Source organism: Metabacillus sp. YM-086 (assembly GCF_048059995.1).
Taxonomy (GTDB): Bacteria; Bacillota; Bacilli; order Bacillales; family Bacillaceae; genus Metabacillus; species Metabacillus litoralis_B.
Genome location: NZ_JBLUOI010000155.1, coordinates 1 through 3254 on the forward strand (window position 1 = coordinate 1; position 3254 = coordinate 3254).

Consider the following 3254-nt stretch of genomic DNA (forward strand, 5'->3'; position numbering starts at 1 on the left):
CTCAGCAATTGACTGGGCAAACGAATTAGAACCAATAGCTGAAAAAGTAATCTTAACTTACCGAAAAGGGGAGTTAAACGGCCATGAAGCACAGGTTAGTCAACTAATGAATAGTAAAGCTGAATGCTATTTCCACACTTCGATAACGAAATTAGTTGCTGGTGCAAATCATGAAGAAATTGAAAGCGTTGAACTAACAAATCATCAAACAGGAGAAGTGACGTATCTCCCGATCGACGAAGTGGTAATCAATCATGGATATGAACGAGATTCATCACTGCTTCAAAATAGTGATGTGCAAATTTCATTGAAAGATCAATTTTATATATCAGGTAATGCAACTAGTGAATCTTCAATAGAAGGAATTTATGCGGCTGGTGATATTTTAGCCCATGATGGAAAGCTTCACTTAATTGCGGGTGCCTTTCAAGATGCTGCAAATGCTGTAAACAAAGCAAAGCAATATATTCAGCCTGAGGCTACAAAAGTAGGAATGGTATCATCTCATAATGAAGTGTTTAAAGATCGTAATCGTGAATTAGTTAAAAGAATGATAAATTAAATAGTCTGCTTTTTAAGGAAGAAGTCCTGCGAGCTTACGTAGGACTTCTTTTTATTATTAATATTGAAGAAATGTAACAGATATAATGGAAATAATAGATACATAACAAGGGCAGGGGAGAACTTATGATAAAGAAAATAGCTGTTGTTACAGGGGCTTCAAGCGGGTTTGGAATGTTAACAGCATTAGAGTTAGCGAAAAATGGATTTGAAGTTATTGCTACAATGCGTGATAAAAAAAGGAGCATAACTCTTCTAAGAGAGGCTAAAAGCTCTGGAATAACGAACAGGATAACCATTCATGAATTAGATGTAACCTCTGCAGAATCAGTTAATCAATTCAAGGACTTAGTGGGAAGGGTAGGACAAGTTGATGTATTGGTTAACAACGCAGGTTTTGCAGGAGCTGGCTTTGTAGAGGAAATCCCAATTGATGAGTATCGTAGTCAATTTGAAACAAATGTATTTGGTGCAATAGCTGTCACACAAGCTGTACTTCCAATAATGAGGAAGAAGTCCAAAGGAAAAATAATTAATGTTAGCAGCATTAGTGGAAGAGTTGGCTTTCCTGGTTTATCGCCGTATGTTTCTTCAAAGTATGCGTTAGAAGGGTGGAGTGAATCTCTCCGTTTAGAAGTAAAGTCCTTTGGTATAGATGTTATATTAGTGGAGCCAGGCTCATTCCAAACAAATATATGGACGTCGGGAAAGAAGGTAACAGAGAACTCTCTCAAAAAAGAGTCACCTTATTATGAAATGATGCGTAAGCTTGAAGATCATATTGAAAGTGGATCAAGTAAGTTTGAAGACCCAAAGGACGTAGCAAGGCTAATCACAGCCATTGCATTAAAGAAGAAAACAACCTTGCGTTATGCAATCGGAAGAAGGGTTAAGATAACGATTCTATTTAAAATGCTGGTGCCGTGGACGATATTCGAAAAAATCGTATTAAGAAGGTTAAGGTAGGGATCAAGCTTAAGCTTGATCTTATTTGTTGTTATTTTTCTTAAATCTATTAATTTAAAAAGAAATCTACTAAAAAATAAAAAAATGTTTCTCCAATAACCTACATTTTTCTATAAAAACTGAGGTAGAAACAAACGTTCAACTAGGTCAAAAGGGTTAGAAGATTCTGTCGAAATAGACCAGAATTCCACAGTATACGTCACTGTATACATGTATACATATTGTGTACGTGGTGTTTACAATAGTGTTTACATGTGTACAAATACGTATACACCGCGTCATATAGGCATGTATACAATTTTGTTACAAATGTAGACAAAAATGTATACATGTATTCAAATTGAACACAACGAAAGTAATATTGACGCTTGTCTCCCCTACCCTTTACCCTTGAGTTACTAGATTCACTGATTTAGTAACTCATGAATGAAATAGAGAGGGATGGTTAGATGAGTAAAACTAGAATTACAGCAGTTGATGTTGGAAATGATTGTGTAAAGGCACTTTTTGGAAAAGTAGATTACGAATTATATATCCCTAATGTTATTGCAAGAGACACTGAGGACCGACCAGTCATTGGTATAGAAGAATTAAATGATAAAGATCCATTAGATGGTATTCATGTAAGAGTTCACTCCCCTGCCCTGAAGGATAACAATGCAATCTATCGAGTTGGTAACCTCGCAACAAAAAGTGATAACCCTAGTGAGCTAGATCCTGGTAGTACAAAATCAGAAGAAGATCAGACACTTGTTATGCTTTTTACTACCCTTGCATTAGATGCTGTTCGAGAAGAAAACTCGTCTATTTTCAAAAAAATTAATAATGTTATTGATGCAAATTATACGTTAGGAACAGGCTTACCACTCCGTGAAGTTAAGGAAGGCAAAGACGTTGGCTATCGCTCACAGCTCCTCGGATCTGTTCATCAAGTTGAATTTTTAGTGACTCCTAAATATCAAGGTTTAAAAGTAAATATTAAGTTTGACGAAGTGAAGGTGTATCCAGAAGGATTTGCTGCATTTATTAATCTAGTTATGGACAAAGATTTAAAGATTATCAATCGTGATTTAATTGATAAGCAAATATTAATTCAGGATATTGGCGGCTTATCGACGGATATTGCTGTGATTAAAAATCGTAATGTTGATGATGACAAAGCACAGGGCTTTAATCTTGGTGTATCAGAGTCATTAGAAGCTATTAGAGAAGAAATCCGCAAAAAGCACGGTGTTGAACTCGACAGTCGCCGAGATGTGGTTGATATTATTACACGTAAAAATGACCGTCACCACATCATGGTAAAGGGTAGTCGGACAAACGTACATGATATCACCGACCGCATTCTTCTAGAGCTTGCTAAGAAACAGTACCGTCATTTACGAAACGTATGGCAAAAAAATTCACAAACAGAAATCTGCTATTTTGTTGGTGGAGGTGCCATTGTTCTAAAAGACTATATCAAGATGTTAAATAATAGTTTAGATGGCTATAATATTGAGTTTTTTGAAGATGAAAACGAAAGTATTTGGATGATGGCAAATGCTTATTATAAATTAGTTTCCGATTTTGTCAGAAAAACCAGCGAGCCTCCGAAAAAGAATGAAAAACAAACAGTCTAATTAAAATTGGGTGGTTATATGAATAAAAAGGGCACACCAACCATAAAAAGGGGACAGGCTATTACCTTTCGCCTTCCCTCTGATACCCCTGATCATTTAGTAAGA

The 3254-nt window shown here is 35.9% G+C and carries 3 protein-coding genes; all 3 read left to right on the forward strand.

All coding sequences use genetic code 11. The features are described 5' to 3' along the window. Positions 1-562 (forward strand): NAD(P)/FAD-dependent oxidoreductase (locus ACEWK1_RS27430; RefSeq protein WP_416636860.1); only part of this gene is annotated, 562 nt, incomplete at its 5' end. Positions 563-687: 125 nt separating this feature from the next. Then, complete coding sequence (locus ACEWK1_RS27435) at positions 688-1527, forward strand: oxidoreductase (protein WP_416636861.1); 840 nt, start codon at positions 688-690, stop codon at positions 1525-1527. 449 nt (positions 1528-1976) lie between these two features. After that, the gene (locus ACEWK1_RS27440; RefSeq protein WP_416636862.1) at positions 1977-3149 is read left to right on the forward strand and encodes a hypothetical protein; all 1173 of its coding nucleotides are present in this window, start codon (positions 1977-1979) and stop codon (positions 3147-3149) included. Positions 3150-3254 lie beyond the last annotated feature (105 nt).

Coding starts and splice junctions, on each gene's coding strand:
- ACEWK1_RS27440 (WP_416636862.1), top strand. CDS start 1,977: ATGAGTAAAACTAGAATTACAGCAGTTGATGTTGGAAATGATTGTGTA.
- ACEWK1_RS27435 (WP_416636861.1), top strand. CDS start 688: ATGATAAAGAAAATAGCTGTTGTTACAGGGGCTTCAAGCGGGTTTGGA.